At 39.7% G+C, this 26,343-nt stretch carries 21 protein-coding genes, 8 tRNA genes and 2 pseudogenes; 8 read left to right on the top strand and 23 right to left on the bottom strand.

Annotation, left to right across the window (positions count from 1 at the left end; translation table 11 throughout):
• Positions 1-188: 188 nt before the first annotated feature.
• Together MTF67_RS09345 and MTF67_RS09340 are read left to right on the top strand one after the other, a co-directional pair.
• The gene (locus MTF67_RS09345; protein WP_248519352.1) at positions 189-1,604 is read left to right on the top strand and encodes an alanine/glycine:cation symporter family protein; all 1,416 of its coding nucleotides are present in this window, start codon (positions 189-191) and stop codon (positions 1,602-1,604) included.
• A 203-nt stretch (positions 1,605-1,807) separates the two neighbouring features.
• Positions 1,808-3,343: pseudogene (locus MTF67_RS09340) on the top strand (BCCT family transporter).
• 469 nt (positions 3,344-3,812) lie between these two features.
• Here MTF67_RS09340 and MTF67_RS09335 read toward each other — a convergent pair.
• From MTF67_RS09335 to MTF67_RS09280, 12 genes are all read right to left on the bottom strand, one after another.
• Positions 3,813-3,899: transfer RNA gene (locus tag MTF67_RS09335), tRNA-Leu, on the bottom strand.
• 38 nt (positions 3,900-3,937) lie between these two features.
• Positions 3,938-4,011: transfer RNA gene (locus tag MTF67_RS09330), tRNA-Cys, on the bottom strand.
• Between the two features lie 19 nt (positions 4,012-4,030).
• Positions 4,031-4,106, bottom strand: a tRNA-Gly gene (locus MTF67_RS09325).
• Between the two features lie 126 nt (positions 4,107-4,232).
• Positions 4,233-4,319: transfer RNA gene (locus MTF67_RS09320), tRNA-Leu, on the bottom strand.
• A gap of 39 nt (positions 4,320-4,358) precedes the next feature.
• A tRNA-Gly gene (locus MTF67_RS09315) sits at positions 4,359-4,434 on the bottom strand.
• Between the two features lie 65 nt (positions 4,435-4,499).
• A tRNA-Leu gene (locus MTF67_RS09310) sits at positions 4,500-4,585 on the bottom strand.
• Positions 4,586-4,621: 36 nt separating this feature from the next.
• A tRNA-Cys gene (locus tag MTF67_RS09305) sits at positions 4,622-4,695 on the bottom strand.
• 30 nt (positions 4,696-4,725) lie between these two features.
• Positions 4,726-4,801 (bottom strand) — tRNA-Gly (locus MTF67_RS09300).
• A 140-nt stretch (positions 4,802-4,941) separates the two neighbouring features.
• Entirely contained in the window at positions 4,942-5,487 is a 546-nt protein-coding gene (gene pgsA, locus MTF67_RS09295; RefSeq protein ID WP_058429426.1) for a CDP-diacylglycerol--glycerol-3-phosphate 3-phosphatidyltransferase, read from the bottom strand.
• Between the two features lie 42 nt (positions 5,488-5,529).
• Complete coding sequence (uvrC, locus tag MTF67_RS09290; protein WP_008132243.1) at positions 5,530-7,353, bottom strand: excinuclease ABC subunit UvrC; 1,824 nt, start codon at positions 7,351-7,353, stop codon at positions 5,530-5,532.
• A gap of 9 nt (positions 7,354-7,362) precedes the next feature.
• Positions 7,363-8,013 carry a UvrY/SirA/GacA family response regulator transcription factor gene (gene uvrY, locus MTF67_RS09285; RefSeq protein ID WP_006794015.1) on the bottom strand — a complete coding sequence of 217 codons (651 nt, stop codon included), beginning with the start codon at positions 8,011-8,013 and terminating at the stop codon, positions 7,363-7,365.
• 150 nt (positions 8,014-8,163) lie between these two features.
• The gene (locus MTF67_RS09280; protein WP_006794016.1) at positions 8,164-9,315 is read right to left on the bottom strand and encodes a dicarboxylate/amino acid:cation symporter; all 1,152 of its coding nucleotides are present in this window, start codon (positions 9,313-9,315) and stop codon (positions 8,164-8,166) included.
• Between the two features lie 458 nt (positions 9,316-9,773).
• Here MTF67_RS09280 and cysK point away from each other — a divergent pair, with 458 nt between their 5' ends.
• Positions 9,774-10,742 carry a cysteine synthase A gene (gene cysK / locus MTF67_RS09275; RefSeq protein ID WP_006794017.1) on the top strand — a complete coding sequence of 323 codons (969 nt, stop codon included), beginning with the start codon at positions 9,774-9,776 and terminating at the stop codon, positions 10,740-10,742.
• 143 nt (positions 10,743-10,885) lie between these two features.
• On the top strand, positions 10,886-11,320 hold the full coding sequence (locus MTF67_RS09270) for a hypothetical protein (protein WP_006794018.1): 435 nt from the start codon (positions 10,886-10,888) through the stop codon (positions 11,318-11,320).
• A 64-nt stretch (positions 11,321-11,384) separates the two neighbouring features.
• On the opposite strand, the gene MTF67_RS09265 is transcribed toward MTF67_RS09270, so the two are convergent.
• The 8 genes from MTF67_RS09265 to MTF67_RS09230 form a co-directional block, all read right to left on the bottom strand.
• On the bottom strand, positions 11,385-13,661 hold the full coding sequence (locus tag MTF67_RS09265; protein ID WP_248519351.1) for an acyl-CoA dehydrogenase: 2,277 nt from the start codon (positions 13,659-13,661) through the stop codon (positions 11,385-11,387).
• A 252-nt stretch (positions 13,662-13,913) separates the two neighbouring features.
• A complete protein-coding gene (locus MTF67_RS09260) occupies positions 13,914-14,702 on the bottom strand; it encodes a putative porin (protein WP_006794020.1) in 789 nt (262 codons plus the stop codon).
• Positions 14,703-14,899: 197 nt separating this feature from the next.
• A complete protein-coding gene (locus MTF67_RS09255; protein WP_006794021.1) occupies positions 14,900-15,274 on the bottom strand; it encodes a PH domain-containing protein in 375 nt (124 codons plus the stop codon).
• Positions 15,274-16,182, bottom strand: a complete 909-nt coding sequence (locus MTF67_RS09250; RefSeq protein ID WP_248519350.1) for an ABC transporter ATP-binding protein — start codon at positions 16,180-16,182, stop codon at positions 15,274-15,276. The genes MTF67_RS09255 and MTF67_RS09250 overlap by 1 nt, the downstream gene beginning before the upstream one ends.
• Positions 16,179-17,006 carry an ABC transporter permease subunit gene (locus MTF67_RS09245; RefSeq protein ID WP_248519349.1) on the bottom strand — a complete coding sequence of 276 codons (828 nt, stop codon included), beginning with the start codon at positions 17,004-17,006 and terminating at the stop codon, positions 16,179-16,181. Before MTF67_RS09245 ends, MTF67_RS09250 begins: the two co-directional genes overlap by 4 nt.
• 144 nt (positions 17,007-17,150) lie before the next feature.
• Positions 17,151-18,332, bottom strand: a complete 1,182-nt coding sequence (locus MTF67_RS09240) for a cystathionine beta-lyase (protein WP_248519348.1) — start codon at positions 18,330-18,332, stop codon at positions 17,151-17,153.
• Between the two features lie 9 nt (positions 18,333-18,341).
• Positions 18,342-19,262 (bottom strand): NAD(+) diphosphatase, encoded by a 921-nt coding sequence (gene nudC, locus MTF67_RS09235; protein WP_248519347.1) that lies wholly within the window; start codon positions 19,260-19,262, stop codon positions 18,342-18,344.
• A 152-nt stretch (positions 19,263-19,414) separates the two neighbouring features.
• Positions 19,415-19,918: an NYN domain-containing protein gene (locus tag MTF67_RS09230; protein ID WP_248519346.1), complete on the bottom strand. Its 504-nt coding sequence runs from the start codon at positions 19,916-19,918 to the stop codon at positions 19,415-19,417.
• A gap of 147 nt (positions 19,919-20,065) precedes the next feature.
• Between MTF67_RS09230 and MTF67_RS09225 the strand changes: the two genes are divergently transcribed.
• Both MTF67_RS09225 and MTF67_RS09220 read left to right on the top strand, forming a co-directional pair.
• On the top strand, positions 20,066-20,689 hold the full coding sequence (locus MTF67_RS09225) for a hypothetical protein (protein WP_248519345.1): 624 nt from the start codon (positions 20,066-20,068) through the stop codon (positions 20,687-20,689).
• Entirely contained in the window at positions 20,689-21,432 is a 744-nt protein-coding gene (locus tag MTF67_RS09220; protein ID WP_248519344.1) for a DUF3307 domain-containing protein, read from the top strand. The genes MTF67_RS09225 and MTF67_RS09220 overlap by 1 nt, the downstream gene beginning before the upstream one ends.
• Before the next feature lie 55 nt (positions 21,433-21,487).
• Here MTF67_RS09220 and MTF67_RS09215 read toward each other — a convergent pair whose 3' ends face one another.
• Together MTF67_RS09215 and MTF67_RS09210 are read right to left on the bottom strand one after the other, a co-directional pair.
• Entirely contained in the window at positions 21,488-22,885 is a 1,398-nt protein-coding gene (locus tag MTF67_RS09215; RefSeq protein ID WP_248519343.1) for a DEAD/DEAH box helicase, read from the bottom strand.
• A gap of 197 nt (positions 22,886-23,082) precedes the next feature.
• Complete coding sequence (locus tag MTF67_RS09210; RefSeq protein ID WP_006794030.1) at positions 23,083-23,922, bottom strand: 2OG-Fe(II) oxygenase family protein; 840 nt, start codon at positions 23,920-23,922, stop codon at positions 23,083-23,085.
• Positions 23,923-24,182: 260 nt separating this feature from the next.
• Between MTF67_RS09210 and MTF67_RS09205 the strand changes: the two are divergent.
• Positions 24,183-24,926, top strand: a pseudogene (locus MTF67_RS09205) (alpha/beta fold hydrolase); the annotation flags it as partial.
• Positions 24,927-24,982: 56 nt separating this feature from the next.
• Here the strand turns inward: MTF67_RS09205 and MTF67_RS09200 are convergent.
• Complete coding sequence (locus MTF67_RS09200) at positions 24,983-25,702, bottom strand: alpha/beta hydrolase (RefSeq protein WP_248519342.1); 720 nt, start codon at positions 25,700-25,702, stop codon at positions 24,983-24,985.
• A 222-nt stretch (positions 25,703-25,924) separates the two neighbouring features.
• Between MTF67_RS09200 and MTF67_RS09195 the strand changes: the two genes are divergently transcribed.
• Positions 25,925-26,248 (top strand): hypothetical protein, encoded by a 324-nt coding sequence (locus MTF67_RS09195; RefSeq protein WP_006794033.1) that lies wholly within the window; start codon positions 25,925-25,927, stop codon positions 26,246-26,248.
• Positions 26,249-26,343: the final 95 nt, after the last annotated feature.

Raw genomic sequence — 26,343 nt, 5'->3', positions numbered from 1 at the left:
TTAACGCAAGCCTTTTTTAGCTAAAAAAGTGATTTAAATTGCACCCCAAGCAAGCGCACACCCTAAACACAAGTTACCCACAAACACCTGTTGATAACTTTGTTTTTATGGTCGTTTATTCTAAACACTTTGTCATTCCTATGGTAAGTTGCGGTCACTTTTTTAACGCATGTCTTTAGGTAGTATTTATGGCAGATATAATAAATAGTATAAGTGGTCTCTTGTGGGGGCACATTCTCGTATACTTATTAATAGCAGCGGGTTTATTTTTTACCTTTAAATTAGGTTTTATTCAATTTGTACAATTTCCACATATGTTCAAGGTTATGTTTGGATCTCGAAAATGTGGGAATAACGAAATCTCTTCTTTTCAAGCTTTTTGTACTTCATTAGCAGCTCGAGTTGGTACTGGAAATATGGCAGGTGTCGCTGTTGCATTGTATCTGGGTGGCCCGGGAGCTATTTTTTGGATGTGGTTAATTGCATTAATTGGTATGGCGACAAGCTTTGCCGAAAGTACACTTGCACAAGCTTATAAGACAAAAGATGCTGAAGGCAATTTTAGAGGTGGTCCAGCTTACTATATGCAAACCGGCCTAGGTAAGCGTTGGATGGGGGTTTTATTCTCACTGTGTTTAATTTTAGCTTTTGGTCTGGTATTTAATGCTGTGCAGTCAAACTCTATTGCTGCCGCTTTTGAAGTAGCATTTGATATCCCAAAATATATTGTAGGTATTTGTTTAGTTATTGGTTCTGGGATCATCATATTTGGGGGCCTTAAAACAATATCTCGATTTGCTGAAATGGTTGTGCCTTTTATGGCTTTGGCCTATTTATGTGTTGCGCTTTATGTTTGTGCTATTAACTTTTCCTCACTTCCTGATGTATTCATGTTAGTAATTAACAGTGCTTTTGGAATAGAGCAAGCCGGTGCTGGCGCTATAGGTTATGGTGTAATACAGGCGATGATCCAAGGAATTAAACGTGGTTTGTTCTCTAACGAAGCGGGTATGGGTAGCGCTGCTAATGCTGCAGCAACTGCAACACCATACCCTCCCCACCCTGCTTCACAGGGTTATGTGCAAATGCTTGGGGTTTTCATTGACACGATTGTGATTTGTACTGCGACTGCATCACTTATCCTTCTATCTCAGCAATTAATTCCTGAATCAGGAGTATTGGGTATAGAATTGACTCAGGCAGCATTATCAGAACATGTTGGTAGTTGGGGCACATATTTTATCGCTATTGCAATTTTATTCTTTGCCTTTACCTCTATTGTTGCTAATTACTCGTATGCAGAAACTAATCTTATGTTTTTAGAACATAACTCCCAAAAAGGGATGTTTATATTCCGTCTGATCGTTTTAGGAATGGTTATGTTTGGGGCCGTAGGTGAGCTCGGATTAATTTGGACATTAGCAGATATATCTATGGGTTTAATGGCTATTGTTAATGTAATCGCGTTATTTATGCTTTCAGGTGTCGTTGTATGGCTTTCAAAAGACTATAACGAACAACGTAAAAAAGGCCTAATCCCCTCGTTTGATAAAAGTAAACATCCAAAACTAGACAAAGAGGTAGACCCTCTAGCTTGGAAATAAAAAATAAAAAAGCGAGCTCCGGCTCGCTTTTTTAGTTCTAAAATTTATTTACCCAACATTAAAAACTAAGATTAATTTTTACTACTACTTTATATTTACTACGTATAGGAACACAAAGAGGTATCTAAAAAAGGAAAGCCGATGGATGACATGACAAAAAATACAGTATCGATACTACTGATTATCAAGTTTGACAAGATAATATTCAAAAATGGGGGTTTGATATACATACCCCTGTATTTGGAATAAGCGCTTTTTTAGTTGTTTTATTTGTATTGCTTAGCTTGGTTTTTGACCCTACTGTTACCCGCGATGCACTAACCTCCACTAAAGACGTTATCATAAATCAATTCGATAGTTACTTTATGTTACTTGCTAATGCCTTTGTAATCTTTTGTATTATCTTGGCATTCTCTCCCTTAGGTAAAATTCGTTTAGGCGGTGTAAAAGCTCGTCCAGAGCATGGTTACATATCGTGGCTTGCCATGTTATTTGCTGCAGGAATGGGCATTGGATTACTATTTTGGGGTGTTGCAGAGCCAACAGCTTATTATACAGGTTGGTATCATATGCCTATGGGGGTTGAACCCAATTCAGCACAAGCACATTCATTAGCTTTAGGTGCGACTATGTAGCACTGGGGTTTGCACGGATGGGCAATTTACGCAGTAGTTGGCTTAAGCTTGGCTTTTTTTGCATTTAATACAGGCCTGCCTTTGTCTATACGTTCTGTTTTCTATCCCTTATTTGCTGATCGCGCATGGGGGTGGATGGGGCATATCATAGATATACTCGCGGTATTGTCGACTTTATTTGGTTTAGCAACATCACTGGGGCTTGGCGCACAACAAGCGACCAGTGGTATAAATTACCTATTAGGCACCGATTATGGCACTGCTTTTCAAATATCTGTTATTGCCTTAGTAACGTGTATTGCTATTTTCTCTGTTATTAGAGGTATTGAGGGCGGTGTAAAAGTACTAAGCAACGTTAATTTAATTTGTGCGTTTTTTTTGCTGTTAGTTGTTATCGTACTTACATTCTCTGATTCAATCCCTGCTGTTTGGCTTACCCTGAGAGCATACGTAGAACATTTTGTACCATTGAGTAATCCTTTTAATAGGCCCGATGAAGGTTGGATGCATTCTTGGACTGTATTTTATTGGGCGTGGTGGATATCTTGGTCACCGTTTGTTGGTATGTTTATAGCGCGTGTTTCTAAAGGGCGCACCGTACGAGAGTTCTTACTTGTTGTTATAGGTCTACCAACTCTGCTTAGCCTTGTGTGGATGGGTGTATTTGGCAATATGGCAATAACACAAGTTATAGACAAAGTCGGACCACTTGGACAAAATGGTTTGACTGATATTTCAGTTACTTTATTTCAGGTATATGAACAGCTACCGTTTTCTAGCTTTATTTCTATTATTTCTATTGCTTTAGTTTTAGTCTTTTTTATCACTTCATCTGATTCAGGATCACTGGTGATAGACGGCATAACTGCTGGCGGTAAAATTGATGCACCAGTGCCACAGCGTATATTTTGGGCTACTGTCGAAGGTATGATAGCAGCAGTGTTACTTTGGGTTGGCGGCTCGCAAGCCTTACAAGCACTTCAATCGGGTGTAGTAACTACTGCACTCCCATTTTCAATCATACTTATTTTAATGTGTGTTGCGCTTATACAAGGCTTGCTAAGCGAATACCCTACTTATAAGGTTCAAAGCAAACTGCACTAACAATTCATCCGATATAAGTGGCTCTTAAGAGTCGCGTATACAACTCATTTAAAACCTATTATAGCCACGTCACATTTTCCTCAATCTAGCTCTAGTTACTACTTTTTTATTTTAAAAGAGCAAACCTTACTCTCATCGTGTTGAAAATATCTGATTGACTAAAAGATAGATAAAGGAGTAATTAAATTACTAATGTTCTGATTTGTTTATTTTGTTATGGACAAGTGCGTTACTCATACAGATTCACATAATTAAGTACTATTTCGGATTGGTATTAACTGAGCTGAGTGAAATAGAGTAATGACGATAAAAATTGGGCCTTGCAAAGGCTAAGTGACAAAATCTTTAAATAGTAAAGTTAAGGAGATATTAAAAATAGATTAGATAAATGAGATTTGAATATATATTAAAAAATTTGTGGTGTGAGTTTTTGTGATTTCGAATTTGGGATTTGGGATTTATATAGAGATGGTGCCCGAGGCCGGACTTGAACCGGCACGACTTGTTAGTCGAGGGATTTTAAATCCCTTGTGTCTACCAATTCCACCACTCGGGCATCGAGTTTGCTAATTAAAGCGCGTGGAGTAAATTATGTGGAGGCGGAACCCGGAGTCGAACCGGGGTAAACGGATTTGCAATCCGGTGCATGGCCACTCTGCCATTCCGCCTTAACGCTTCCATATAATTTGGAGCGGCACACGAGGCTCGAACTCGTGACCTCGACCTTGGCAAGGTCGCGCTCTACCAACTGAGCTAGTGCCGCATTAAACTTTTTCAGTAATTTTTACGTTTGTACGCGACTGTATCGCGACAAACATTCTGGCAACCGAACTAACGCCAAAAATACTAATTTATCAACTTTAAATTATCTTGGTATGATAATTTAAAGTGGTGCCCGAGGCCGGACTTGAACCGGCACGACTTGTTAGTCGAGGGATTTTAAATCCCTTGTGTCTACCAATTCCACCACTCGGGCATCGAGTTTGCTATTTAAAGCAAGTGGATAAAACTAATATGGAGCGGCACACGAGGCTCGAACTCGTGACCTCGACCTTGGCAAGGTCGCGCTCTACCAACTGAGCTAGTGCCGCATCATATTAATTCTACTATTACATTTTAAAAGTTATATGTTGGTGCATATAACTAAACCACAAAGTGGTGCCCGAGGCCGGACTTGAACCGGCACACTCTAAGAGCGAGGGATTTTAAATCCCTTGTGTCTACCAATTCCACCACTCGGGCATCGAGCTTGCTTTTTAAAGCGTGTGGAGTGTTGATTGGAGGCGGAACCCGGAGTCGAACCGGGGTAAACGGATTTGCAATCCGGTGCATGGCCACTCTGCCATTCCGCCCCAGCACTGGGGTTATAACCTTAGATAACTTGGAGCGGCACACGAGGCTCGAACTCGTGACCTCGACCTTGGCAAGGTCGCGCTCTACCAACTGAGCTAGTGCCGCATTTCGTTATCTTGGGGGCTATGCCCTCTCAACACGGACGCATTCTACAGAGATTATTAAACGCGTCAATACAAAAAATGCTAGTTTTGAACTGTTTGCTTGTTTTTTATCTAAAACGGTGCGTTATTATACATTTACAGTTAATTTTTGGTCAATTCACTCCATGCAGCCTTCAAATATTGGAGCATAGAACTCAAGGTCAAAAAGGTTGCTATATAGAGTAGCCCAAAACTTAAATAATTCATCCAGGTGTCATATTGCCAAATCAAACCAATGATGGCTAACATTTGCGCAGCAGTTTTGATTTTACCCATGTTAGATACAGCTACATTGCCGCGCTTGCCCTGCTCAGCCATCCATTCTCTTAATGCTGATATAACAATTTCTCGACTAATAATAATAAGTGCGGGAATAGTCATATACATTGACTGATATTGATCAGAGAGAGCAACAAGTGCAGCACACACCATTACCTTGTCTGCAACAGGATCTAAAAAGGCTCCAAATGGCGTTGATTGTTCTAATTTTCTTGCAAGGTAGCCATCAAGTATATCGGTAATTGATGCAAGCCAAAAAATAAAAGCGGCAGCAAAAAAAGCCCAGCTATAAGGCAAATAAAATATCACCAAAAAAATGGGGATAAGAAAAAGTCTAAATGTTGTGAGTGTGTTTGGAATATTCCACATAACTACTTGGATATGTCTTTTCTTTTATATTCGCATGAAGGGCTAGCCCTTGTCATGTAAATGGTTAAATATCTTCTCAGCCATATCAGGGCTGATCCCGGGAACTTTCTTTAATTGTTCTATATTAGCAGCTTTTACCCCCTGCATGCCCCCTAAATATTTTAATAATGTTTGGCGACGTTTAGAACCTACTCCATTAATTTCTTCCAACAATGATTGTGTTCGCTGTTTTTGGCGCTTATTACGATGCCCAGCTATTGCAAAACGGTGAGATTCATCTCGTATATGTTGTATTAGGTGAAGTGCAGGCGCATCAGAATCCATCGGAATTGTTTTACGCCCCCCATCTATGAGTAATGTTTCTAGGCCAGGTTTACGGCTCGTTCCTTTTGCAACCCCGACTAGCAGAGGCATTTTAGAATGAGACCAATTAGAAAAATATTGCTCTGCACGCCCTAACTGTCCTTTACCGCCATCAATAAATATTACATCGGGGATTTTGTCTTCATCCACTAATTTGTTGTAACGCTTATTTAAAGCAAACTCCATGGCTGCATAATCATCACCACCGGTTATACCGGTTACATTATAGCGCCTGTATTCTTTTGTATTTGGGCCTTGCGAATCGAAAACAACGCAACTTGCTACCGTGTTTTCTCCCATAGTATGGCTTATATCAAAACATTCCATTCGCGCTATATCATCTAGGCGTAATGTTGCTTTTAATTGGGCATAGCGTTTATTAATAGAGTCTTGTGTACTTTGTTTGACAGCAATACTGTTTAACGCATTTTTATTTGCTAGTTGAAGGTATTGCGCACGCTCTCCACGTGTAACCACTTTAAGCGCCACTTTACGATCGCTTATTTGCGTCAGTGCTTCGCTTAACGCACTGCTCTCTTCTATTTCAAACGGGAGTATAATTTCTTTAGCAATGCGTCCTGTTGCACCTGGTGCTAAATAATATTGACCTAAGAATGAAGTTAAAATTTCTTGCTCGCTTGAATCTTTTGGTACTTTTGGAAAGTACGTTTTACTGCCTAGTACTTTATGATCGCGAATCATCAATAAATGTATGCCGTTTAATCCATTTAAATGCGCGAAGCCCACCACATCCATTTCTGCAAAATTACCCGAAATAGATTGTTGCTCCTGCATTTTACGCAGTAGCATTATTTGATCACGTACTTTTGCGGCAAGCTCAAAGTTGAGCTCCGCACTGGCCGCTTCCATTTTTTTTATTAGTTCGGCAATGACTTCATCCGATTTACCCGTCAAAAATTTACGAACATAGTCAACTTGTTCACTGTAGTCTTGCTCGGTAACTTTGTTAACGCATGGCGCAGAGCAACGCTTGAGCTGATACTGTAAACAAGGGCGACTTCGGGCACGATAATAAGCATCTTCGCATTGACGAACGGGAAATATTTTTTGCATTAAACGCAAACTTTCCGAGACCGCGCCTGCACTCGGAAATGGACCAAAATACTCACCTTTTATTTTGCGGCTCCCTCTATGGAACGCTAACCGCGGATGCTTATGGTTCGTTAATAAAATATAGGGGTAAGACTTATCATCTCGCAGTAGAATATTATAACGAGGCTGATATTTTTTTATGAGGTTATTTTCGAGCAGTAGCGCTTCGGTTTCGGTGTTGGTCAGTGTGACTTCAATATCATTAATGTTACTGACTAAAACACGGGTTTTGCTGTCGGTAATGTTGGATCTAAAGTAACTGCTTACGCGTTTTTTTAATTGTTTAGCTTTACCAACATAAATAACTTGGTTATCACTATCAAGCATGCGGTAAACACCGGGCTCGCTTGATAGCGTTTTTAAAAAATGTACGTGATCAAATTCAGACATATAAAAGGGTTAGTACGACACGTCTATGTCAATCATCTTATGACGAATAGCTAAATGTGTAAGTTCAACATCGCCACCTACATTCAATTTTTCAAACATTCGGTAACGATAGCTATTAACTGTTTTAGAACTGAGGTTTAAGCGCTCTGCAATATCTTGTGCTTTTTCACCTTTGGTGATCATAAGCATTATTTGAAGTTCGCGCTCTGATAAACTCTGAAACGGATTTTCGTCTGTACGACCAGTAACCTGTGCCAGTGCTATTTGTTGTGCAATTTCAGGCGCAATGTAGCGTTGACCAGCATGAACTGAACGAATAGCACGAACCATTTCATCAGAACCAGCTCCTTTGGTAAGAAAGCCGTGTGCACCAATTTGCATTACTTTAGACGGAAATGGGTCTTCGCAATTAACAGTAAGAACGATAATTTTTACATCTGGGCAATAGCGACAAATCTTTTTAGTTGCCTCTAATCCACCCATGCCAGGCATATTCATATCCATAAGTACAATATTAGGTGTGTGCTGTCGGCAAAACTGAACAGCGGCTTCACCGTCTTTTGCTTCACCTACAACTTTAAACCCACGCACATCATCTAATATGCGTCTGATCCCAGTTCGTACTAGTTCATGATCATCAACTAAAAGTACATTAATCAATGCAATACCCTCATTAACTCAACTACACACGTCTAAATAATTTAATTTGTCACATTAACACAGTTAAAGCGAAACAATAACTAATATTATCGCTCTCACTCAGGCACGTTAACTAAAGTTAAAAGTACTGAAATCAATGTGCCCAGCGATTTAAGAGGCTGACTTTTCACTAAAACGGTCAACCCATAATGCAATAATACCATCACCGGTAACATTACATGCCGTACCAAAGCTGTCTTGTGCTAAGTACAGTGCAATCATTAATGCCACAGCCCCTTCATTAAAGCCAAGCATGCTTGTTAAAAGCCCAAGCGCCGACATTACCGCACCACCCGGTGCGCCTGGCGCTGCAATCATCACAACACCGAGCATAAATATAAATGGCAACATGCCCATTAACGATGGCACTTCCATACCTGGCGATAAAAACATAACGGCCATGGCACACGTAACAATAGTAATCGTTGAACCCGACAAATGAATGGTGGCACATAAAGGTACAGTAAAGTTTGCTACGTCTTCTTTAACATTATTTGCTTTACTTGATTGCAACGACACAGGAATAGTTGCTGCACTCGACATAGTACCTAATGCAGTAAAATAAGCCGGTAGCATATTTTTAACTAATTCAAGTGGATTACGCTTCAATAAAATGCCTGTTGCAATATATAGAACACTTAACCATAGCCAATGCATTACAAGGGCTGCAATGAGCACCACGCCAAATGTTTGCAGCGTATCAACCACTGTGCCTGCTACAGTCATTTCAGCAAATACACCGGCAATATAAAACGGTAATGCCGGAATAATCACTTTTGACAATAACGCATCTATTACATCACGACCCTGATCCGATACTTTTTTTAATGTGTCTAATTCAAGCTGGCTCATACCAATACCAAATATGAAAGCCGTAGCAAGCGCAGTCATCACACCCATTAATGGTGGGATTTCTATATCAATAAAACTGCCTATTTCCGTGGCTACTTCAGCTTCGAATGTAATACCCCCACTTAAAAATGGGATAACAGCACTGACTAATAAAAAAGCAAGCGTGCCGGCAATGACGGTAGAGCTATATGCAAATCCAACCGTTTTACCAAGTAAGTGGCCAGAACCTTTAGGAAGCCCTGCAATACCAGAAGCAATAAAAAACAAAATAATAAGAGGAATAGTGAAGGAAATAATTTGACCAATTAACTCTTTAACCGTAAATAAGAGTTCAACACCTGTCAAAGGCACATAAAAGCCTACCAATATACCAGCCACAATGCCGGCAATTAACTTTAAAATTAACTTCATTTTTATTACTCAATTATTGTTAGATAAACGTTTTTATCATGTTTTGGTTAGCTTGTGTCATAAAACCGCTGAACTAAAGTTTGTTTGCATAAATAATCATCAATAAAAAGTGCATTTGACCTCGGTAAAGTATCATATTCAAAAATCACTCAATTTATTAGCCGTTAGGCCGCATGAGTGTCTGCGCCTATTTAAATATTTAAGCTTCTCTTTATTTTATTTATAGGTAAAAAGCCGACATAACAAACAAAAGCGTCTTATCATTAAATTTAATGTGCGTACCTAATAACAAAAGGCACAGCTAATATAGATTTTTATTTCACTTAGTTATAAGCTCAATAGATATATCTTATAGCCAAACTTTACTTTTATTTTTTTAAACTCTCAGTAAAGTGTCAACATATAGTTAGTAGCAAAGGCTATTAGCACGTTGATCAGATTGTATCCAAAGGAACATTATGTCTACTATTTTTGAAGATAACTCACTTAGTATCGGTAATACACCACTGGTAAAACTTAAACGTGTTACAGGTGGGAATGTATTCGCTAAAGTGGAAGCGCGTAACCCAAGCTTTAGTATAAAATGCCGCATTGGTGCATCGATGATTTGGGAGGCTGAAAAAGCAGGTCAGCTAACTGAGGGTAAAGAACTTATCGAGCCTACATCAGGTAATACAGGTATTGCATTGGCCTTCGTTGCCGCAGCACGTGGTTATAAACTAACGCTTACTATGCCTAACACTATGAGCTTAGAGCGTCGTAAACTTTTAAAAGCGTTGGGTGCTAATCTTGTGCTTACAGACGGTGCTAAAGGTATGAATGGTGCAATCCAAAAAGCAAAAGAGATTCAAGCCACCGATCCTGAAAAGTATATCTTGCTACAGCAGTTTGAGAATCCAGCAAACCCAAAAATACACTTTGAGACTACAGGTCCAGAAATTTTTGATGCTCTTGACGGAAAAGTAGATTACTTTGTAGCAGGCGTAGGTACTGGCGGGACTATAACAGGTGTTAGTCGCTACCTTAAAACAGAGAAAGGTCTAAATGTTAAGTCTATTGCTGTTGAGCCAACTAATTCGCCAGTGATCAGCCAAACACTCGCCGGTGAAGAAGTTAAGCCAGGGCCACATAAAATCCAAGGTATTGGCGCAGGATTTATCCCTGGAAACCTAGACATGAGCCTAATAGATGCTGCAGAGCAAGTATCTAACGAAGATGCAATTGCTATGGCACATGAGCTAATGAAAAAAGAAGGTATACTAGTGGGTATTTCATCGGGCGCTGCTGTAGTGGCAGCAAAACGTATTGCTGAAAAACCAGAAAATGCCGACAAAAATATTGTTGTTATTTTACCAAGTGCCACTGAACGTTACTTATCAAGCCCGCTATTTGATGAGGAATTTAGTGACCAAGAGCTTGTTCAATAATCATAGCTAACCATTTTTTGAAAGGATGCCTAGGCATCCTTTTTTATTATTTACTCTGCAATATCTTTTTATTTACCTTCCATGTCTTTACATATTAGCTAATTCACCACACACTTAAATAAAACTAACCAACAAGAATTAACATGAAAAAAATAACCTATTTAGTCAGCCTTATTCTGTGTTTGTTTTTAGTTGCCTGTGGCGATGATGTAAAAAAACTTGGCGATTCACCCGGTGACACTGCAACAGCCTACTTTGATGCCTTGTACAATCAGCAAGACCTTCAAAAAGCAACAACCATGGCAACACCCAACCTTACGCGAATCATGAAGTCGTACGGTACAGCTAAACAATTTACTCGTAACTTAGTTAACATGCAGTACGATGAAGTTATTATTGAAGTCGATATGACCAATATGAGTGTACGCGAACAGTATGGTGACAATGCTAAAATAAATCTTATTTTCACCGGTTATTTAAACGGTAACAAAATAGATGACATGCGTAGCGTAAAAATGCTACGTAAAAAAGGTAAATGGTATATCGACAAAATAGTTGCAGACCCATACGCACGTTAATCATTATATTAAAAAAAGGCCTTACACATGTAAGGCCTTTTTTATTTACGGTTCAAATAATTAGCTACAACTCGCCTTGCTGAAAGTTATCAACCGCTATTGCTTGCTTACGTAGCTTATTAGCATGGTGCATAGCATCGGCATCGGTTTGCGTTACTAAATCATTGTCTAATGCAAAGTTAATCGCACCTTCAATATCGAGCGTTGCAGGAATATTACCCTTGCGCTGCCATTGTTTTAAATCTTTGAATTGAGCCTGCATATCGTGCATAGCTAAAAATGCATTTTCCATTACCCCTGTACCTGCGTTTTCATCTACATAACACAAATGAGTTAAGCGATTTCTAAACACACCTGGTTGTGTCATATGCTCGCAAATACGTTGTGCAATTTCATCGCTTGGTTTTTCGTAATGATTACCAATTGGAAATACAATACGCTTAAGCACAAAATTAATAATTGGGTTTGAGAAATTTTTGAAAAAACCATCAAACGCTTGGCCAATTTCAAATAACGATGTTTCTATCGCATATTTAACAAAAGGTAAGTCTGCTTGTTGACGACCTTCGTCTTCGTAGCGTTTTAAAACCGTAGAAGCTAAATACAACTGGCTCAATACGTCGCCTAATCGGGCAGATATCATCTCTTTGCGTTTAAGCTCACCACCTAACATTAACATGGCTACGTCGGTACAAATAGCCAAGCCTCTGCTCATTCTGCTTAGGTGCTTGTAGTAAACTGCTGTTTCGCCGCCAACAGGCGCTTTTGCAAAGTAACTACGTGTTAAACCATGTATAAAAGCCATGCTGGCATTACTTATCGCAAATAATATATGGTTCATTAATAAACCATCAAATTGATTCAAAGCAGCATCGTCGTCTTCAAGTGCAGCGGCCTCCATTTCTTTTAGAACAAAGGGATGACAACGGGTTGCTCCTTGGCCAAATATCATTAAATTTCGAGTTAAAATATTTGCGCCTTCTACCGTAATAGACACCGGTATTCCCATATAACCATGTGCCAAATAGTTATTTGGCCCCACCTGAATGCCTTTGCCTGAATGAATATCCATCGCATCATTCATGACTGTACGACCCATTTCAGTCATATGGTATTTGGCAATAGCAGTGACAACCGAAGGGCTAAGCTTTAAATCGATTGCGCCAGCCGTCATTAATCGACATGACTCTAGCGTGTAAGTTAAGCCACCAATGCGAGCAAGCGCTTCTTGCACACCTTCAAATTGCCCAATAGATACACCAAATTGCTGGCGAACTACGGCATATGCTGAAGTCATTTTAGCCGCTAGGTGACCGGTTGCAGCACTTAAAGCCGGCAGCGAAATACCACGCCCTGCACTTAAACACTCCACCAGCATGCGCCATCCACGCCCCGCACACTCTTGCCCACCAATAATCCAGTCAAGCGGAATAAACACGTCTTCACCATAAGTTGTACCGTTCATAAATGCCATATTAAGTGGGTAATGGCGCTCACCTGTTTTAACTCCTGGGTGATCGGTTGGAATAAGTGCGCACGTAATACCAAGCTCTTTTTCGTCTCCTAATAAACCATCGGGGTCATACATTTTAAAAGCAAGGCCTAATACTGTAGCAACGGGTGCAAGGGTAATGTAACGTTTTGACCAGTTTAAACGTAGGCCAATTACTTCTTCACCATTGTGCTCTCCTTTACAAACAACGCCAGAGTCTGGAATGCTACCGGCATCAGAGCCTGCTTCTGGGCCTGTAAGTGCAAAACATGGAACATCTTCACCATTAGCAAGCGTTGGTAACCAGCGGTCTTGTTGCTCTTTAGTACCGTAATGCAGCAATAGCTCACCCGGCCCTAAACTATTTGGCACCATTACTGTAACCGCCGCAGTTAAACTCTTAGTCGAAATTTTTGAAACAATGGTTGAATTAGCAATAGCCGAAAACTCTCGCCCACCAAACTTTTCAGGAATGATTAATGCAAAAAAACCTTCTTTTTTTAAGTAATCCCATACTTCTTTTGGCAAGTCTTTGTCTTTTTGCACTATTTGGTAATCATCTAGCATCGCCATTAGGGTCTCAACCTGATTAGCCATAAATGCGTTTTCTTTTTCGCTCAATTCTGGCTTTGGAAAATTGTGTAATTTTTTCCAATCAGGGTTACCACTAAATAGTTCTCCATCCCACCAAACATCGCCTGCTTCCATAGCCTCTCGCTCTGTTTGCGAAAGCGGTGGAAGTACTTTTTTAAACATTTTAAACGTGGGTCTACTGATCAGGTTTAAGCGGATATCTTTAACAGCAAAAATAACCACCATAACAACCAGTAAAATGATAAATACCGACATGCCTACATTCCTTTAACATTAGAAATTAATAACCTAAGTATGACCCATCTTAGTTTAAATACAATCATTGCAAATACGCTGCCTACTAAGCCTGTAAATTAGGGAATAAAGGATAAACTAGTCTGTAATTATTAATTTTGGTATGTGTAAAGCAACTAACAAATAAAACGTATAAGCCTTATCAATACAAAAGCCCGCTGCATGAGCGGGCTTATATTTTAATTAAGCTGAAAACTTAAATTGTGTTATTAATTAAAACTGAAAACGCATGTTTGCAAAGTAAGCATCATTATCAGAGTCATCGGCATTGTTCTCGTAACCTACTTTAAGGCCAATATTTTTGTTAATGAAGTGCTGAGCACCAAAGCTGTAGGTATCTTGTTTATCGTAGCTTGCAAATACAGAGGTCGCTTTTGAGAAATAGTAATTCGTTTCTGCCACCCATTGGTTTTCAGCATCATCAATGCTTTCGTATTTACCTTCAAATGTTAAGTAGTTACCTTGCTGTAAATCAATAAAGTATTTAGCAGCAACGGCGCGGTAATCAAAATCATCATCCGCAGTAACAGTTACACCAATGTAATCGGTACTGTTAAGCATATGGTTATACGCTAAATCGAATAAAGCGAAGTCTTCGCCATCTTTATTTTCAACTAGCGTCACTTTTGCAAGCAAATCTGGGTTAAAAAAGTAACCGCCTGAAATTGTATATGCTTCGTTATGATTGCCAACATCAAGGTTTGTGTATGATGCACCAATAACAAATTCATTAATAAAGTACTCACCACCAACTAACGTTGTATCGCTAAAGTCGTCATCAGCGTATGCGCCGTAAATGTTGCTTTGTTTATTAATGTATTCAAATTGGTCGTACGGGCCTAATGTTTTTTTAGGTGATAAGTAATAAATAGAATCTACAGCAACGGTATCGTTATTGTCGCTGTCTTTGTAACTTAAGTTACTGATTGAGTTATAGCTGTCTGCAGCAGCCGCAGTGCTAGATAATAAAATGCTTGAAATAATAACTGCTAATTTTTTCATTGTAAGACTTCCCTATGTACATTGCGTTTTATGCTTTAGCTAAATTACTAAAGTGGGCATATGCTAACGCCGGGAAACTGAATGAAAACTTAATTAAACCATTGTATTTGTTGAGTTAATTGTAAGGAGGTGTAAGAAACTGTAAAATTAAAGTAGTTGCAACATTTAGTCAACAACTACTTAAAGTAGTTGTACAATTATAGAGCGTGTTGGCTAATTACTCTATAAACCTCATTAATGTTATCGCCTGCTTTAAACTCTTTTGTAAGTGGCGTTGGGTCAGAGCCAATCCAAATTTTAAGTTCAGCATCCAAATCAAAGTGCCCTGCACTCTCTTTGCTAAACTTGGTAATTTTAGAGTAAGCAATACTCACCATTTCCATTTTAGAACCAGTTACACCTTGCTTATCAATTAAAATTAAGCGCTTATTAGTAAAAATGAACATATCGCGAATAACTTTATAGGCTTTTTCGACGTGCTCACCCTCAATTAATGTATTAGCGAGTACTTTTTCTAAATCAGAATCATCAACTTCGCTTGCGTTACCCATTAATCCGCTTAATAAACCCATTATACTTTCTCCTGTTTAAAAATTTGATTTTCTAATGTATGGCCATTAACCAATTGCCTGTATTGCCAATTATGTTGGTGGCAAAACTGTAATAGTGCAATATCAAGTGCCTGCTCAGATTGTGTGTATTCAATAACATACTCTTTGTGTTGGCTCATATAAACAGAGCTTACACCATTGAGTAACTGTAACTGTTGCTCAACGTTTTCATACATCTCGTTTAGCATTAATGTGTAAAAGTGTTTGTCGGTTTGATTTACTTTTGTTTGGTGCTCACTCAATACGCCTTTATCTAAATGCAGCACTTGGGAACATAACCGCTCAAGCTCAGTTAAATCGTGCGAACTTAAAATAAAGGTTGCTTCAGAGCTCAACGTTGACACCAACTCACGTACTTCTCTGGCATGAATAGGATCAAGTCCTGCGGTTGCCTCATCTAGCATAACAATTAGCGGCGAACCAATAAGAGCCTGCGCTATAGTTACACGTTTGCGCATACCATGAGATAAATCACCTGCACGGTTTTTAGCAATTTCACGCAGCCCAACTAAATCAAGCACGCGTAATGCTTCTGTTTGGCTTTGCTTGGTACTCATACCTTGTAATTTGGCGTAAAAAGCAAGTTGTTTATCTATATTAAAACGCGGATCGAGCTGCGCATCTTGTGGTAAAGCACTGACCTTATTAAATAAGGCGGCACTGCCGGGTTTATGGCCAAGTATTTCAAGCTCACCATTGCTGGGCGCTATATAGCCGCATAACAAACTAAATAATGTCGTTTTACCCGCACCATTTGGGCCAACAAGAGCAACAGGAGCACCTTGCTCAATTTCAAAGTTCACATTATTAAGCGCAAGTTTAGACCCATACGACTTACTTAAATTACGCCCTGTAATTAGTGGATTCATAGTGAGCTCCTTGCAAAAATACGTTGAGCCACTGCCATTAACACAGCAGTTTGTACAAGTGGTATTCCCACGGCACTCAATAATGGCAGGTTTTGACCGGCGAGTTGCTCTATTTGTACACCCGGGAATAAATAATCTAGCACGCTTAATGCCGGTATTTGCCACTGTAGTAAACCCACTACAATTCCACCCGCTGTAAAATATAAAATAGCGAGTACAATTGATAACCGCGATGAACGTGCAAAAGTATTAATTAAAGTCATTAACGCCACAAATGGTGCAAATGTAACTATAAGAATTGAAAATATCGACACAGCGCGGCCAACGCCCCCTACCAACAAACTCGGATCGCGATACCCTAATACCGCTAATGTAGCCACAAGAGTAATTGCGACCAAACACGTTAATACAGCTAATTGCCCTATAAACCGGCCAAACAAAATTTCAAATCGGGTTGAACGTAATGATAAAAACCTCAGTGTACCGCGCTCTCTGTCACCCACTGTTTGGTCACTACAAATAAATAAACTAAACACAGGAAAACTGTACAAAGCAATTAGCCAATACATAGCAAACTCAGCTTCAGGCCAATCAAGAAGTTTACTCAAGCCAATTGAGCCTGAAATATCACGAGCTATTTGCTCAAAGTTTGGGGAGCTAATAATGCTCACAGCTTGCCCTATCGGGTAGCGTAAAATAATTAACCAAACGAGTGCAAATGCTGCAAGTGCTATAAGCCCACGTTTAGTTAAAAACATACGTACAAGCTCAAATCCCGCAATTTGCGTTAATCGCCCTACGTTTATTGGTAATGGTGTTGCCATTGACTATCCTTAATGACGTTGCTCATGCTTTAGTTCAAAGCCTAATATAACTACCCTAAGTGTAAACACCTTGAATTACCAGCAAAAAAAAGCCCACGAAGAGTGAGCTTTGTAACAAACCATTAAAATGTAACTAGCGCGTAATTATAAATGCTGCTTGTATACCTCAAGCGCTTGGCTTAAATCGGCTAGTAAGTCGTCGATATCTTCAAGGCCAATATGCAATCTAATAACCGGTCCCAAATCCCACCCGGTGGTTGAACGCAATCCTTTCATTGTTAAGTTAGCGGTAACTAAACTTTCAAAGCCACCCCACGAAAAACCCATTTTAAAATGCTGAAGGCTATCTAAAAATTCATCTATCGCTTTTTGATTCCCTGTTTTCATAACAATTGAAAACAACCCATTACTACCATCAAAATCGCGCTTAAAAAACGCATGCCCGGGGCAGCTTTCAAATGCAGGATGGCGAATATGATCAACTAACTCATGTTGCTCAAGCCATTTTGCCACCTCTAATGCCGCCTTTTCATGCTGATTTAAACGCACGCTCATCGTGCGTAAACCGCGTAATGCTAAGTATGCATCGTCAGCACTTGTACACTGACCTAGTAAGTAAGAATGTTCGCGAAGGGTTGGCCAATATTTTTTATTTGCCACTGCAACTCCCATCATTACATCTGAATGACCAACAATGTACTTTGTTGCCGCTTGAATACTAATATCGACGCCATGCTCAAGCGGTCGGTAATGAAGGCCGTTTCCATAAGTATTATCCAGCATGGTCATAACGTTATGTTCTTTGGCTACGTTTACCATGGCTGGTACGTCTTGAATTTCCATCGTTATGGAGCCTGGCGATTCTAAAAATAACACCTTGGTGTTTGGCTTAATATAATCTTTTATGCCTGCACCAACTGTTGGCGGGTAATAAGTAGTGGTAATTCCTAGCCCTGCTAAAATTTTATCGCAAAAATCGCGAGTAGGCTCATACGCGTTATCAACCATTAAAATATGGTCACCACTTTTTAAAAACGACAATAACGCTTGGCTAATTGCAGCTGCCCCACACGGATAAAGCGCACACCCTTCACCGCCTTCTAAATCGGTAATGGCTTCTTGTAATGCAAAATGGGTGGTAGTGCCACGACGCCCATAAAAAAGGGTTTTATCGCCACGCTTCTTCGCTGCTTCTTTAAGTTCTGCAACCGAATCAAATACCACCGTTGATGCGCGCTGCACAACGGGGTTTACTACACCATGGGTGTAAGCTTTTTTGCGCCCAGATGACACAAGCTGAGTATTTTTATTACTGTCACTCGACATGGTTATTCCTTATGGATTAGTACGCCAATGTTCAATTAAATAGCGAGAAATAGAATCAGTACGAGGAAGTTTTAAATGCTCTCCTTCGTCATGCCAATTACCAAAGTTTGCCAAATCTTCACGGCTAAACCACTTAGCATCGTCAAGTTCGTCTTTATCTACGTTAATTTGCTCAGACGTTGCCTTAGCAAAAAAACCAAGCATGATAGATGAAGGAAATGGCCATGGCTGAGACGCTACATAGGTTACGTCATCAACGTCAATCCCTGCCTCTTCTTTTACCTCACGGGCAACAGCTTGCTCTAAAGTTTCACCTGGGTCTACAAAGCCGGCTAATGACGAATACATTCCTGTAGGCCACACTGCTTGGCGGCCAAGCAAACATCGCTCAATGCCATCGGCAAACGTTTTAGTTACAACCATAATTACCGCAGGATCGGTACGAGGAAAAGTAGGGTGTTTACAGCGCTCGTTTTCACATAAACGCGAATGTCCCGCTTCAACTAAGTGGTTTTTACTGCCGCAACGTCCACAAAAACGATGCGTTGCATGCCAATAACACAACCCGCGGGCAAGCGCAGCCATAGACCCCTCTTTTATATCAATAAGCGGCCCCTGCTTACGAATATCCATAAACTCTGCGCCACTTATTATGGGGGTAAGTGTTGTGTCATCAATAGTAGATACATCTAGGGCAAACACCCCCTGCTGTGTGGTGTTTAAGCCTAAAAATAGCGCATTGGTTAAGTTTAGCTGTGCAATTTTCTCGTACGGTAAAAACTTTATTTGAGGCGTATTTTTAATAAATAATGTCTCGTTGTTTTTTACCAAAAGCCACACGCTTTGCGACGACAATTGACCTTTGAGCCATATTGGGTCTTTTCGCACATTGGAGCATCTATCAAGTGGCATATCACTGTAGTTGAGCATGTAAATCCTTAATTACTCGTCATCGCTTAAAATTAACATAACCGACGAGCAAACCCAATTTATTACAGCAACAATAAAGCCTATATTAAACTATATAGGCTCTGTATTAAAAACTCTCATGTTGCAGGCACTTAGCCTCTTTTTTGTAAGCTTTAAAGTAATAAATTATCATCAATCAAATGAAACTGCTCCGCACTTTGTTTGAGTACTTCAGCGGTTAACTTATCTGCTCCATAAACATCACACGGCACATTATATTGATTTTTTAAATGCGCAAGTAACAGTGCAAAATCGCCATCGCCCGATAGCAAAATTACTTTATCGAGATTTTTTCCATGCTCTAACATATCTATCGTTATGCCTACATCCCAGTCGCCTTTTGCACTGCCATCTCGGCGCTGAATAAACGGCTTTAGTTTTACCTCAAACCCAATCGCTCTCAAAATATTTTGAAACTGATTTTGCTTTTCATCTCCACGATAAATAGCGTAAGCAAACGCACAATCTATTTCGTACTGCTCCTGGATAACTCGCCAAAAAGCATTGTAATCAAAGTTTTTGCTATAGCTTTCTCTACACGTGTAATAAATATTTTGTACGTCAACAAATACACCTACACGCGGTTTAATGTTTTGCTGCGAGTTAAATGAAGTCATGTAATGCCCTAGTTAGAATAATAGCCATAGCGAAATAATTTAAACTCAGTGTACCTTGCTATTTGCTTTTAAGTAACCTAAATTAGTTACATAACGCTATGTAACCATTTTTGGTTACATTTAAAAAAGTAACTAATTTGGATTGTTATGATTGGTGTGATCAGCGGCGATATTATTAAATCGCAAACTATTCCTAAACAGCAATACGATGCCATGCTTTATGAGCTAGAGCAAAGTTTACGTTGTGTATCGGGCGAGAGTACACTTTGGAATATTTATCGAGGCGACTCTTTTCAATTACAAATAAATAACCCTGAGTATTTGTTTAAGCATGCCGTTTTAATTTATTTATATTTGAAGGCATCAGGGTACGAAGTCAGACAAAGTATGGCTATTGGGGAAATAGATAACCCGCGCAATGATATAAAAACAGCTACAGGTTCAGCATTTACTCTTTCGGGTCATGGCCTTGATAAAATAGCCAATCAACGGTTTTTATTTAATACGCCTCCTCAAAACATCCATGAAAGTTTAAACCTTAATTTAGCCTTTGCTGATGTACTCCTCACTAAAATAACACAAAAACAAGCCAATGCTTTGTACGCCTATTTAACCAGTACAGATAATAGCCATGCAGCTTTAGCAAAAGATCTTAAAACCAGCAGAGAAAACGTAACTAAGCTACTTAATTTAGCCCATTACCAACTTATCGAACGATTTTTAGAGCATGCGAGCAACATTATAAAAAATATAAATCAAAGGAGATGCTAATGGCTTTTTCGCTTTTACTCGTAGCCCTAATTATTGGCCATTTATTGGCTGATTTTTACTGGCAACCTATGAGCTGGGTTAACGACAGAAACTCCCGCCACTTCAAGGCAACTAAACTGTATTTTCATGTATTGGTTCATGGGGTCACTAGCGCAATAATTATTAGCGCGTGGGAATACACTTATGGCTGGCAACAAATTAGCAGTGTTGTAATAGCAACCGCCGTTATTATGCTTAGTCATTACGCAATTGATATAGCCAAATCTTACTCAAGCAAAGGTGTCGTGCCCTTTTTAATGGATCAATTTGCCCACATAGCCGTAATAATCTACTTAAGCGTATGGCTGAGCGATAATACACACTTTTTAAACACCCTATATTCACTTGTCACTAACCCAAATGTGCTGTGGGTTGCGTGCGGTTATTTAATTATTTTAAGCCCAAGTGCAGTATTTATTAGAATGATGCTAGAGCGTTTAACGGGTAACTTTAGCAGTAAAGGCAGCTTAGTACTTGCAGGGCAAAGTATTGGCATGTTGGAGCGCGTGTTAATGCTGAGCTTTATTTTACTCGATCAATTTGCAGGTGTTGGATTTTTATTAGCGGCTAAGTCGGTCTTTAGGTTTGGCGATTTAAGCGCCAGTAAAGATAAAAAGCTCACCGAATACGTAATGTTAGGCACACTACTTAGCGTAAGTGTAACTTTGTTTGTAGGTTTAATGGTAAAGTATTTAATACATTAAAAAACGCGCTACCGTTTAAAGTAAGCGCGTTTTTATTAAAACTAACTAAACCTAGTTAGTCATTATTATTTGGACGGCGACGGCGCTGACCGTTTCCGCCTACCGACTGACGCTTTGCCCAAGGGTTTTGTGCGTTATCATCTTTTTTAGCAGCAGGCTTTTTAGAGCCACCACGACGAGGGCCAGTACCGTTGCCGCCATTATTTGGCTTTTTACTATTTGGCTTACTGCTATCAGATTTAGGCTTGTTAAAAGGTTGCTTTTTCTTTGGCTTTTTAGCAGGTAATGGGCGTGCGTCTAATGCGCGTTCTGCTACTGGGTTTACTGGTTCAAACCCCTCTTCTTCAGCACGAGGAATAAGCTCACCAATAAAGCGTTCAATACCGTATAAATCGACTGCATCATCAATTGTAACAAACGAAATTGCATGGCCCGATGCACCCGCACGTCCTGTTCGGCCAATACGGTGAACATAATCTTCATACACATTTGGTAAGTCGTAGTTAACAACATGCGGAAGCTCAACAATATCAAGGCCACGTGCCACAATATCAGTGGCTACAAGTACACGTACTTCGCCACTTTTAAAACCATCTAACGCTTTTACACGTGCGCCTTGCGATTTATTACCATGAATAGCTGCGCCTACAATATCGTCGCGCTCAAGTTGTTTAACCAAACGGTTTGCACCATGCTTAGTACGGCTAAATACTAAAACTTGCTGCCAATCGTTACTACGAATTAAATGGCTTAGTAAAGCTGTTTTACGGCCTTTATCTACCGCGTAAACGCTTTGCGTTACACTTTTAGCTGTGGTGTTTTTTGCAGCGACTGAAATTTCAACCGGATCATTTATTAATCCTTTAGCTAACGCTCGAATATCATCTGAAAACGTAGCCGAAAACATGAGGTTTTGGCGCTTAGCAGGCATTTTAGAAATAAGACGTTTAATGTCGTGAATAAACCCCATGTCGAGCATGCGGTCGGCTTCATCTAAAACGAGCACTTCTACGCTATCAAACTTAACGGCATTTTGATTATGTAAATCAATTAAACGCCCAGGCGTTGCCACTAAAATATCGACACCTTTACGCAGGCGCTGCATTTGCGGGTTAATTTTAACCCCACCATACACAACAAACGAACTCACGTTTGAATGCTTAGCGTACTCTTCAACGTTTTCGCTTACCTGAAGTGCAAGTTCACGTGTAGGCGCTAAAATAAGCGCACGTACATGGTTACTTTTTGCATTTGGGCCCGTAGATAAACGTTCGATAAGTGGAAGCGTAAAACCCGCTGTTTTACCTGTGCCAGTTTGTGCTGCCGCCATTACATCGCGACGCTCTATAATTGCAGGAATTGCTTGAGCCTGAATTGGCGTTGGCGTTTCATAGCCCTTTTCTAAAACCGCATTAACTAAAGGCTGTGATAAACCTAGACCTTCAAAACTCATATAAACTCTCTTTTAAATAAGGCCAAAACGGCCAGTTGCGCGCATTATACCTGTCGTGGGCTAGAATGCATGCCATTATTTAGTTTGCACTCAATTGAAGGCCATATATTACTAAGCTTAAAACGCAAAAAACGGCTAAGAGCCGTTTTTTGTTAATGCTTAAAAACCTAAAGGTAAGGCTTAATTAAGCTCAGGTATTACTTAACACCTAGCTCGCGTAAACGTTCTTGCAAGTAGCTATCTGCGGTGTAACGCTCTGAAAGTACAACATCTGGGCGCGGGTGTAAAAACAGAGGTAATGAAATACGCGACTTAGTAGAGGCTTTGCCTGTTGGATTAATAACTCGGTGAATAGTAGACGGGAAATAGCCGCCAGATGCTTCTTGCAGCATATCGCCAATGTTAATAATTAAGCTACCAAAATCACATGGTACATCTAACCAACCGCCGTCTGTCTTTTGAACTTGTAAGCCCGGCTCGTTTGACGCTGGTAATACAGTTAGTAAGTTGATGTCGCCATGTGCAGCTGCGCGAATTGCGCCTGGCTCTTCATCACCTGTCATTGGTGGGTAATGTAGAATACGTAGCAATGTTTGATCAGAGTCTGCAATCATGTCTTTTAGATCAATCGAAAACTTAGCACGCACATCGGCAGGCGCCTCAGCTTGAACCCAGCTTAAAAGTGTTGCAGCAAACTCGTTTGCTAAGCGGTAGTACTCACGTACATCAGCTTCAAGTTCGGCAGGTACACGCCCTTTTGGATAAACATGAAAGTACTCTTTTATGTCTTTAACGGTAAAGCCTTTAGCTACTTCAGACACAGAAGGCGGAAAGTAACCGTCTTGTGTTTCTTTAGAGTATAAAAAGTCGTGCTTTTGCTCTGAGTTAAAAAAGTCTTGCCAGTTTTTGTAAATAGACTCAACTAAAGACTGTGGAATTGGGTGATTTTTTAAAACACCAAATCCAGTATTTCTTAACGATTCAACAAATTGTGCAGCCGCATCGGGAGCTTTATAATCAACAGTAGGTAATTGCATTGTACGTTCCAGTGAATAGGTTAATTGAAGTTAGGTACTTCAAGTACTTTTATGTATATAAAGTAGCAAGGACTTCATTATAGCGCCATGCGAGGATAGACAAACAGCCCCAAAAACATAAGGACATATGTCCGCAAAACACCCCCATCAAAGGGTGCGTTGATCAAGATCAATAAATAAAAGCGATTGAATTTGCACACATTGATGCATATGTATGGTCTAGTATTACAACGTATTTTATTTGTTCAAAAAGGCGACCCATGCGACAAAAAGTATCTTTTAAAAGTGGTAATTTAGAACTTGCCGGACAACTTGAACTCCCCGATGGTGAAGTAAAATTTTATGCCCTCTTTGCCCATTGTTTTACCTGCGGTAAAGACATTGCAGCAGCAACACGTATTAGTCGTGCTTTAACACAGCAAGGAATCGCTGTACTTCGTTTCGATTTTACCGGCCTAGGCAACAGCGATGGCGACTTTGCAAACAGTAACTTTTCATCAAATATTCAAGACTTAGTATCTGCTGCTGATCATTTACGAGCGCACTTTAAAGCACCGCAATTACTCATCGGTCACAGTTTAGGGGGTGCCGCAGTGCTTGCTGCTGCACAATATATTCCTGAGGTGACAGCTATTACAACCATTGGCGCACCGTCAGATGCACAACATGTAGCACATAATTTTGAAGCCCATTTAGATGAAATAAACGCAGCTGGCGAAGCAAAAGTGAGTTTAGCTGGGCGTGAATTTACCATTAAAAAGCAATTTATCGACGATATAGCTAAATACGATAAAAGCCACATAAGTAAACTTAAACGCGCTTTATTAGTCATGCACTCACCGGTTGATACAACCGTAAACATTACTGAAGCTGAAAAAATTTACGCATCCGCTAAGCACCCAAAAAGCTTTATAAGTCTAGATAACGCCGATCATTTACTGACAAATAAAAACGATGCCGATTACGCAGCAACAATTATTGCACATTGGGCAAACCGCTACGTAAATTACGCATAAGGAAAACTTACCATTACGCGCTGCTAAAGCGGCGCGTTAAACGGCTAATTCATAAAGTTAGCAACTTCTTTACTTATTCTATCAACCAACCAGTGAGGACCACCATCATACATATCGTTATGGCGCGATTTTTCTATACGTAATTGAGTAACCGGAAACTCACTCAACTCTTTTTCGCTTAAAAGCACACCGACATCTGCCGGGTAATCACTACCTCTAAGGGTAAGTACACGAATATCTTTATTACGAGGCAGTAACATGCGGCGATGATCAAGCGTAATTAAATCACTGACTTCATCAGGATACATTGCAGCATACAAGGCTGAAATATCTCCACCATTAGAATGACCAAATAAAGTGAGCTTTGAAAAATCATACTCTGTGTATTTGGCTGCTAATTTATTGACTAAAAACTTAAGGGTGACCACACCGCGGTGCCAGTTCTCCATGCGAGTTGCCATATAAGGTGGATGCACATTTAACATAGGATCTGTTTTTAATTCATGGCCCACTGCAATGGCTAAATAGCCTTGTTTGTTAAATTCATCACTGGCAAAAGTATAGCTATTGTGACCCATACCATACCCTGCATTAATAAAGGCAACTGGGCATTTATTTTGTTTGCTGCATTTAACGTTATTTGTTGGCAACGAAATGCTAATTGGGATCTCACGATCACGGCTAATGTCTGTAATATATGTTTCGCTGGCATAGGAGCTTACACTTGTGAAAAGAAGTGTGAGGTAAAAAAGTGTTTTATGCATATTACTTAACGTATTGTTTATTATAATTAATGCGGGTTAGTTTAGGCGTTTTATACTATTAATGACAGCCTTAAAAGTAATAGTAGTCTGTGTGGTTATACCAAATTTATTTACATTTAAATTATAGATTAAAAAATGTTGAAAAAGACTAACAGCCGCAAACACAAAATTGTGCGATAATAGAGGCAATTGTTCCAATATACTCAGTAAAAGATCCGATACATGAAATCATACAGCACCATTGAACAGCGCATTGAAATTCTAGAAGAAAAGTTAGCCTTAATTAATGATGAAATTAGCACATTAAAAACACCCGCTAAAAACAACAATGAACGGATTATATTTAAGTTTATTGAAACCGGCAGTACAGGTAAAACAAAGGACTTTGTTCGTGAATTAGGAATTAAATCACCGCGTGATGGGCTGTTTTCATCTGGTGATGTTACTGCTTTAATTAAAAATGGCGCTGACGATATTTCACCGGCGTTACTAGCAATTGCTAGGCAACTAGCCAGTGCACGCAATAAAAATGGCCCTAGCCGATAATTAAAGAACGCATGTAACGTTTAGAAGCTTAGGCATCGTCTTTGCTTCTAATGTTTTAGTTAAACTTTTTACTTAACGCTTTCCTCTTCACAATT

Origin of the sequence: Pseudoalteromonas sp. 2CM32C (assembly GCF_023161925.1) — a bacterium.
Classification (GTDB): domain Bacteria; phylum Pseudomonadota; class Gammaproteobacteria; order Enterobacterales; family Alteromonadaceae; genus Pseudoalteromonas; species Pseudoalteromonas marina.
This window is presented reverse-complemented; position numbering and strand designations above follow the sequence as displayed.

Coding starts and splice junctions, on each gene's coding strand:
- MTF67_RS09345 (WP_248519352.1), top strand. CDS start 189: ATGGCAGATATAATAAATAGTATAAGTGGTCTCTTGTGGGGGCACATT.
- pgsA (WP_058429426.1), bottom strand. CDS start 5,487: ATGTGGAATATTCCAAACACACTCACAACATTTAGACTTTTTCTTATC.
- uvrC (WP_008132243.1), bottom strand. CDS start 7,353: ATGTCTGAATTTGATCACGTACATTTTTTAAAAACGCTATCAAGCGAG.
- MTF67_RS09280 (WP_006794016.1), bottom strand. CDS start 9,315: ATGAAGTTAATTTTAAAGTTAATTGCCGGCATTGTGGCTGGTATATTG.
- cysK (WP_006794017.1), top strand. CDS start 9,774: ATGTCTACTATTTTTGAAGATAACTCACTTAGTATCGGTAATACACCA.
- MTF67_RS09270 (WP_006794018.1), top strand. CDS start 10,886: ATGAAAAAAATAACCTATTTAGTCAGCCTTATTCTGTGTTTGTTTTTA.
- MTF67_RS09265 (WP_248519351.1), bottom strand. CDS start 13,661: ATGTCGGTATTTATCATTTTACTGGTTGTTATGGTGGTTATTTTTGCT.
- MTF67_RS09260 (WP_006794020.1), bottom strand. CDS start 14,702: ATGAAAAAATTAGCAGTTATTATTTCAAGCATTTTATTATCTAGCACT.
- MTF67_RS09255 (WP_006794021.1), bottom strand. CDS start 15,274: ATGGGTTTATTAAGCGGATTAATGGGTAACGCAAGCGAAGTTGATGAT.
- MTF67_RS09250 (WP_248519350.1), bottom strand. CDS start 16,182: ATGAATCCACTAATTACAGGGCGTAATTTAAGTAAGTCGTATGGGTCT.
- MTF67_RS09245 (WP_248519349.1), bottom strand. CDS start 17,006: ATGGCAACACCATTACCAATAAACGTAGGGCGATTAACGCAAATTGCG.
- MTF67_RS09240 (WP_248519348.1), bottom strand. CDS start 18,332: ATGTCGAGTGACAGTAATAAAAATACTCAGCTTGTGTCATCTGGGCGC.
- nudC (WP_248519347.1), bottom strand. CDS start 19,262: ATGCTCAACTACAGTGATATGCCACTTGATAGATGCTCCAATGTGCGA.
- MTF67_RS09230 (WP_248519346.1), bottom strand. CDS start 19,918: ATGACTTCATTTAACTCGCAGCAAAACATTAAACCGCGTGTAGGTGTA.
- MTF67_RS09225 (WP_248519345.1), top strand. CDS start 20,066: ATGATTGGTGTGATCAGCGGCGATATTATTAAATCGCAAACTATTCCT.
- MTF67_RS09220 (WP_248519344.1), top strand. CDS start 20,689: ATGGCTTTTTCGCTTTTACTCGTAGCCCTAATTATTGGCCATTTATTG.
- MTF67_RS09215 (WP_248519343.1), bottom strand. CDS start 22,885: ATGAGTTTTGAAGGTCTAGGTTTATCACAGCCTTTAGTTAATGCGGTT.
- MTF67_RS09210 (WP_006794030.1), bottom strand. CDS start 23,922: ATGCAATTACCTACTGTTGATTATAAAGCTCCCGATGCGGCTGCACAA.
- MTF67_RS09200 (WP_248519342.1), bottom strand. CDS start 25,702: ATGCATAAAACACTTTTTTACCTCACACTTCTTTTCACAAGTGTAAGC.
- MTF67_RS09195 (WP_006794033.1), top strand. CDS start 25,925: ATGAAATCATACAGCACCATTGAACAGCGCATTGAAATTCTAGAAGAA.